Annotated in this window: 6 protein-coding genes; 1 reads left to right on the top strand and 5 read right to left on the bottom strand. The window is 64.3% G+C overall.

The window, feature by feature from the left end; translation table 11 throughout:
• Positions 1 to 88 precede the first annotated feature (88 nt).
• The gene (locus I5E_RS17690) at positions 89 to 964 is read right to left on the bottom strand and encodes an SDR family NAD(P)-dependent oxidoreductase (protein ID WP_022908159.1); all 876 of its coding nucleotides are present in this window, start codon (positions 962 to 964) and stop codon (positions 89 to 91) included.
• An 88-nt stretch (positions 965 to 1,052) separates the two neighbouring features.
• Between I5E_RS17690 and I5E_RS17685 the strand changes: the two genes are divergently transcribed.
• Entirely contained in the window at positions 1,053 to 1,625 is a 573-nt protein-coding gene (locus tag I5E_RS17685) for a TetR family transcriptional regulator (protein ID WP_022908158.1), read from the top strand.
• 161 nt (positions 1,626 to 1,786) lie between these two features.
• Here I5E_RS17685 and I5E_RS22085 read toward each other — a convergent pair whose 3' ends face one another.
• From I5E_RS22085 to I5E_RS17670, 4 genes are all read right to left on the bottom strand, one after another.
• Positions 1,787 to 2,092: a recombinase family protein gene (locus I5E_RS22085; RefSeq protein WP_307159810.1), complete on the bottom strand. Its 306-nt coding sequence runs from the start codon at positions 2,090 to 2,092 to the stop codon at positions 1,787 to 1,789.
• 545 nt (positions 2,093 to 2,637) lie between these two features.
• Positions 2,638 to 3,012, bottom strand: coding sequence for a hypothetical protein (locus tag I5E_RS24835; RefSeq protein ID WP_148287037.1), 375 nt, complete (start codon positions 3,010 to 3,012; stop codon positions 2,638 to 2,640).
• Positions 3,009 to 6,233 carry a cutinase family protein gene (locus I5E_RS17675; RefSeq protein ID WP_148287036.1) on the bottom strand — a complete coding sequence of 1,075 codons (3,225 nt, stop codon included), beginning with the start codon at positions 6,231 to 6,233 and terminating at the stop codon, positions 3,009 to 3,011. Before I5E_RS17675 ends, I5E_RS24835 begins: the two co-directional genes overlap by 4 nt.
• 795 nt (positions 6,234 to 7,028) lie before the next feature.
• A partial coding sequence (locus tag I5E_RS17670; protein WP_031263087.1) for a flavin reductase family protein occupies positions 7,029 to 7,327 on the bottom strand: 299 nt, incomplete at its 5' end.

The following is a 7,327-nucleotide window of genomic DNA, read 5'->3' as shown; positions in this document are numbered from 1 at the left end:
CGGCCAGCGCGTTACGACGGCTCCGTTCGCGGACGGGAGGCGCNNTACCAGCTGGCACCGCTCCTCCCGTCCGGCGGGTGGTCACGACTCAGGCGTGCGCCAGCGGGTCCAGCTGCTCGGGTGTCGCGTCGGCCGCCTGCGTCGACCGGCTGAGGGCTTCATTCCGCTCGTCCTCGGCCAGGAGCGCGCGACCGGCGGTCGTCCCGTGCTCGAACGCGTCCGGGCCGACGAGCAGGCGGAGCGGCGGCTCGTCCATCGCGACGACCTGCAGGACGAGCTGGGCGACCAGGTCCGGGTCACTCGCACCGATGCTCGCGCCCCCGTGCATCCGCGCGGACACGCCGACGGTCGCCTCGTACTCCGGCCGGACCGGAGCGACCGACATGGACGAGCCGGCCCAGTCGGTGCGCATACCGCCCGGCTCGAGGACGGTGACGCGGATGCCGAGGGGCCCGACCTCCTTCGCGAGCACCGAGGAGAACCCGCCGACGGCCCACTTCGCGGTCTGGTACGCGCCGAGCCCCGGCGTCGACATGCGCCCGCCGACGGACGAGACCTGCACGATGTGTCCGGAGCCCTGCTCGCGCATGACGTGCACGGCTTCCTGGCTGAGAGTCACCACGCCGAACAGGTTCGTCTCGACCTGGGCGCGGAAGTCGGCGGGGTCGACATCCTCGATGCTGGCGAGGTTCGCGTACCCGGCGTTGTTCACGAGCACGTCGAGCCGTCCGAAGCGCCCGACCGCGGTGCGGACGGCTGCACGGGCGGCGTCGGGGTCGGTGACGTCGAGGACGACCGGGACGAGCTGGGTGCTGGCCGACGCCGGCTCGCTGCCGGCGATGAGGTCGTCGAGGGCGTGGACGTCCCGGACCCCGGCGACCACCTGGTGACCGGCGGCGAGGGCTGCGGTGACGATCGAGCGGCCGAGGCCCCGCGAGGCACCGGTGACGAGGAAGACGGACATTGCGTTCCTAACTGACTGGTTGGTTGACTCCCCTCATGGAACACCGCTGCTGCTCGCTTGTCAACCGTCCGGTTGATAACGTGGGCGGATGCCGATGCCCCGCGACGCCGACGCCACCCGCGCCCGACTCCTCGTCGCCGCCCGCGACGAGTTCGCGGCGGTCGGGATCGCCGGCGCGCGCGTGGACCGGATCGCCGCCGCCGCCGCGAGCAACAAGGCGCAGATCTACCACTACTTCGGCAGCAAGGACGGCCTGTTCGACGCGGTCTTCGACGCGATGGTCGCCGAGACGCTCGACGAGGTCACGATCGACGCCGACGACCTCCCCGAGTACGCCGGACGCCTGCACGACTCGTACGCGCACCGGCCGTGGGTGCAGCGCCTCGCGACCTGGTACCGGCTCGAGCGGGGTGACACCTCGCACCCGATCGACGCCGTGGTGCAGAGCAACGCCGCCAAGCTCCGGGCGATCGAGGACGCGCAGCGGGACGGACGGCTGCCGACGATGTTCTCGGCGGCGGAGCTCCTCGGGGTCGTGATCCACACCGCTGCGCTGTGGAGTGGTGCGACACCGGAGTACGCCCGGCTGACGGACGAGGTGGGGGCGGCGCGGCGGCGGGAGGTCGTCGTGGCGACGGTGGCGGCGGTCGTACGGGGCTGACGGGGTCCTCCGGTGGGCACGGAGGACTGCCAGCTCCCTCGCCGCTGACTCGACCGAGTGGCGGCAGTGTCGCGCTGAGGTCATGGCAGCACAGGGAGAGCTCCATGTGCGTGAGCATCGCCCTGACGGAGACCGTCGTGGGGCCCAGTGGGGTCGATGTGTCAATGATGCCCGACCGGGGTTGAGAACGCAGAGGCCCGCCCCCGATCACCCAGCTGCACGGTGAAGCTGAGCATGTCGATCGGGGACACGCCAAGCCGATCAAGTGTGGTGACGACCAACGTGTCACCGTCATGCAGTGTGTCGAGTGCCTGGTCGAACGCTGGCCGGGAGGCGCGGGCCCCGGACACGCCGTAGTCGATGTAGAGGTCATCCCGCCGGACACATGCGGCGAGCAGGTCCTGATCTTGCCGATCGGCGCCTTGCCGTTGGGTCGATACGCGCGCATAGCCGATCAGCTTCACCACGATGCTGCTTCTGTCTCGCAACCAACCGCCATGGCGGGGATTCAGGGCGGATGCTTGCGACACATGATTGCGAGACTCGCACGTCGCGGAACTGGCGGAAGCGTTCGCGTGACTACGAGACGTCTCGCAACCGTAGGGATGTAAGTCGGAGACCCAGAACGGCCACTAACGGGACATTGCGGTTAAGTGCCAGTCACACGGCTCGTTGCGGATTTCTTTTGGGCGAGCGCAGCGATGCTGGCCAGCGCGCTCTTGCGGTGCTGGACTTCCAGCACCCGCACTGCGTCAGCCACACAACAGTCGTCGCCTGCGCACTGCCCGCACCGCACCGCAGAGCTCCCCACCCTCCACGAAGGTGAGGAGCTCTGCACACATGGCCCGTGTCGAAGTGCCTTTCGTGGCACCAAACAGCGGATCGCTACTCGTAGATCTGCACTAGGTCCGCCGGCACAAGCAGCAGCGGCAGGATCGTCGGAACATTCAAAATCGCAAACGCTCTTGAAAAGACATCTCGAACCTCGCGCAGCCACCCACTTCCAGACCGCTCAGTGTTGGGGCAATGCAACCTTGAGGAAGACAACAGCTATTAAGGTGACCAAAACAACGACAACTACTGAGCCAAGGACGAATAGCGCACCACGACGACCAGTTCGGTGCCGACGCACACCGAGGAGCAATCCACCCGCCACCGCCCCAAATCCGATTGCAAGAGATAGAGCCATGCTGCCGTACCACCCCACACCGGAGCATGGGACATTTTGCCTCTCCGCACAAAACGCGTAGGCAGTCAGGTTCGAATCGAACACATAACCAGTCCCAATAATTGCCGCGAACAAACTTATGATAAAGAATACCCAAATCATTACTAAATCGGCACGCAAGCTCGGTCGTTTACGATCGTCGTTGGTTAATGTGTTCATGCGAACTGCCTCAACCACTTCTCTTCATTACTAGGAGTAGGCTCATTCTTATACGAATTGTGGACGGGCAGCGACGTGCCGAATGTTTGACAGAAGAGGTCATTCGGGAAACAGTAAGATCGAACTTGCGTTACCTTCTTTCCCTTATTGTTCTTGGCCTTGAGGAAGTCAACACTATGGTGCCACGGGTAAAGCTTCCCGTTGAGGCCGCCATTGCCCGGTGCGTCCACGTACTCACCCCACCTGTACGTGGGATTGCCTGCGAGCACGCCACCCCGGAAATTAGCTTGCGCTGTCTTGGAGAATTTCTTACTCGCGAGGGTATCCTCGACGACCTGAGCCCCCTGGGAATGTCCGCCAATCCAAATCTTCGTGGAAGAGCAGCTCTTCGCTACGGCGTTAACCTCGGAAATGAGATTTGCTTGCCCCTTTGCTTCGCTATTCCAGTACACCGGACCAACGGACCCGCTCCAACTGGCAGGGTAGTTCAGGGACTCTACAGTGGCGCGAACATCGTTCCTGAGCTTTCGGGCAACCTGCTCCATCTCGCCGTACCCTCCGGATGTCCATCCGTGGCCCCATCTGGATTTTCCGGAGCCAGCCTTTTCATTTGTGCCACGCACGCCAATGAAAAGCCATGACGGACAGCTAGATGCTGCAGACGCCTGCGTCGACTCGGTTTGCGAGGAGTTCGTAGTGTCCTGAGTCGTGGCGCCTGTAATCAGGTTCGAGTCTGTGGTTGCGGTGAATGACCAAGTTGGAGTGGTCACGTCTGCGATAGTCGAGCCATCGTTCAGCGGCCCTCTTGCCTCAGCGTGCCAGAAATATGTGCGCCCCGTTGTGAGGGTTCCTGACTCGACAGACAACGGGTGGGAGGACCAGTCCGACTGGGCGACGGCACCGCTTCCGTCCCTATTAGCACTGACTGTGTATTGAAGTTCGACGTCATCACTGAACGGAGCACCGTCGGTGTCGACAAAAAGTGTGGGCGCAATATCCGCAGAATCCCCTCCATCCTTGATCGACGGTACGTAGTCCGCGTTCGACCACAGTCCCGAGCCGAAAGCAAAGGTCGCGTCGGTGCTAGCGTTTGTCGCATCAATTGACGTCGTGGCAATGATTGAGTGCGCCGCAGCCCCCGATGGGATTGTCACAGTCATTTGCGTGGGATCTCCAAGACTGAGAGGCTGGCTGCCGACATCGTTTCCGTCGAGAGCAACGGAAAGCTTTGCCGCGTCCGTGTACGCCGGCGGCGCCGTAACCGTGCACGTCACGGGCGCATCGAGGGCGTCGTGTTGCCAGCTACCGTCCTGATACGGAGAGGGGCAGGAAATAGCAGCGGTCGGTGCCGTGCTCGCTACGAACGACCATGTCGGCGATGTGACGGTCTTGACGGTCGTGGAGCCTCCGCTTGTGCCACGCACCGACACAGACCAGAAGTAGGTGTGCCCTGGCGCCAAGGCAGTCGCTGGGATCGGGAAATCACCCGCGACCCAGTCGCTGTCGGCCACCAAATTGCTACCGTCGGCGTCGCTTGTGATGACGTAGTGGAACTGAGCGTCAGGGCCGAATGTGTCGTCGGCAGGAGCGACTGAAAGCGATCCGGCTGTATTGGTCTCCGCCCCGTCAGCGGGAGCCGGAGTCAGCGACTTCAACGACCAATCACCGAGGCCAAAGGAGTAGATATTCGCTGCAATAAAGGCGCCACTTGCGGTATCAACCTCTACCGAAATCGTGTGGACACCCCCGTGCGCCGGGACGGCAACGGAGGTCGTCGTCGTGCCGCTTTCGGACAAGTCATTGAGACTGTCAAGATCGCCGTCGAGGGTGACGGCGAGCTGTTGGCCGCTGCTCGATTCCGTGGGTGTCACGACGGTGCACATGATGTCAGCAGATGGAACCGCTGTTGCCCAGCTGCCCGCGAGATATGGGCTCGGGCATGAGATAGTCGGCGCTTGCGGGTTTGCGTACCAGCCTTGGACGTCGATGATGAAGTTCGTTGCCCCGTTGCCGATGTTATGGAGACTGATCTTCCCGTTCGCGCCAATCGGGACGGTGATGGTGTTGGAGCGAACCGTTCCGTTGTCGTAGCGGAGCGAAGCAGTGTCGGGCTCGCTGGTGCCGTTCGCCCAGACACGACCCCAACCGGACCCGTTGGCGGCGTTCGCGGTCAAGGTCAGGACGACGGAGTTGATGCCGGAGCCCATGACGGGGACACCGGCCTGGCCGGCGACGGTGATCGCGCGGGTCTCGTTCCCGGCGAGGATCGTGCTCCCAGTCGCGCGAGAGTCGAAGATGCGGCCCGAGCCCGGCGTGAACACCGCACCGGAGCTACCGGTGGCGGTGAAGTAGCCCTGCACGTCGATGGCGAGGTCCATGGTGCTGTTGGCGTTGTAGATCGTGATCTTGCCGTCAGCGGAGAGCTTCACCTGCGCCTGCATGGTGGTGGTGGTGCCGCCGGCGTAGTTGAACGAGTTCGCCGGCCGCGCCGCACCCGTCGGGTACGGAGTCAGGAACCCCACGTTCGATGTCGCGTTCATCGCAACCAGGTTCACGATCACCGCGGACGCGCCCGCCGGGACACCGGCGGTGCCGGTGACCTGCAGCACGGCGCTCTTGCCGGTGGTGAGCTGCGCCTGCGGCACGCCGGTTCCGGAGCGGGTGTCCGCGACGCGCTTGCCATTCAGCGGGACGAACCCGCCCGGGGCGGTGCCGTCCGTGTTCGCGGTGTAGTAGCCCTGCACGTCCAGGATCAGCCGGGCGCTGGTCTCCGCGTACACCTGGATGGTGCCGTCGGCGCCGACGGCGAGGACGGACGAGAACGACGTGTTCTGCTGCTGCTCGCCGCCGTAGATCCCCATCAGCGTGTACTTCGTGTCCGCATCCGGACGACCGAACAACTGCCCGGCCGTGGTGATGTCAGCAACCGTCGCAACCATGGACACGGCACCAACCGTGCCATCGTCAGGGACGCCGGCAAGGCCGGTGACCTTGACGGTGCGCCAGGTCTTCGCAGGCATCGGCGTCGAGTAGCCGCCGATGTTGTTCTTCGTGTCCAGGATCCGGCCCGTGGTCGGAACGAACACACCACCGGTACCGGTGTCGTTCAACGCGTGAGCTGGTGTTGCCACCAGCAGAGAACCGATCAGTGCAAGCGCACCGAGTGTGGCGGCAGCGATGCTGCGCCTCCTTGAGCGCGGAGCGTGCAGCAACGTGCGCACAAGACCCCCTAGGCCCAGCGACAGCACGGGTTGCTGTCAGTTCTCGGAGCATAAGAGAAAGCTGAAATCCGCTCGGTGACCCCCATTCGGGGACAAGAAGAAAACCCCAGTTCACAGGCTTAGTTCCGCCATGGGCTTAATGAACTCTCAGATCCGAACGGTCGGACGCGTGACCGACGGCGGCAGCGGTGTACATCGGCGCCCGAGCCCCGGCGAAGCAGGGCAAAACGTGGTCGCGTTTCACAACTCCGGTCACCATGGTCGATCTACCGCGCGGGAGACGATCCCGCGCAGAGCCATGCGAATAGGACGACACCGAGCGAAGCTGCCCACAGCGTGTCACGACCCAGGAGCTACCTGCTCAGAAACGATCGTTTCCGGTGAAGTTCTTACAGAGGTGATGAACTACCGAAAACGGTAGGGGGGGGGACATGTACGACGAGAACGGCTGAGCGAACCAACACGAGACGCGGACGCCAGTCGCCCGCGGGCACGTCCGACATGATCCCACCTCCCTCCATCGCGTTCGTGGTCTCGGTGTTGTGTGGCCGGGGTCGAGCGATGGTTTCCTACGCTTTGTCCGGTGGGAGCTGTTCTTCCTGATCGGACCGGCACTACCAACTGCAACAGGCGGGTGCGGGCACCCTGAACAGGCACTTGTTCTCGTGGTCGTTCGCGGCTCGGTAGCGACGGTCGGCGCCACGATCTGCGGCGTTGTATGCATTCCATCTCGTCGTGAATCAGCGCCCGTCGCGGCGACCGCACCGTACGGTCTCCGCGGTGGAGCCGACGTGACTACGGCTGCGCGTCGACGGCGACCCTCGGGCGCGCCGGCCGGTGCCAGACGAGCGCCGACCGTGCAGCATCCCGCGCGACCCGGAGAACACGGAGCACCACGATGTCGTGGTCGCCAGCGCGGTGGACACCCTCGACCGAGCACTCGAACCACGAGTGGGCACCGTCGAGGAACACCGCACCGGACCCGGCGGTGGCGTACTCGATGCCGTGCAGACGGCGCGCGCGGTCCCGGGACGCCAACTGCGACGTGTGCGGCCCGTGTCCGTCGGACTCTAGAGGTCCCCCGGGACCGAGCT

Origin of the sequence: Curtobacterium sp. B18 (assembly GCF_000333375.1) — a bacterium.
In the GTDB taxonomy this organism is placed as follows: Bacteria; Actinomycetota; Actinomycetes; order Actinomycetales; family Microbacteriaceae; genus Curtobacterium.
The sequence above is the reverse complement of the archived record's forward strand: the minus strand, read 5'-3'. Positions and strand labels throughout refer to the sequence as shown.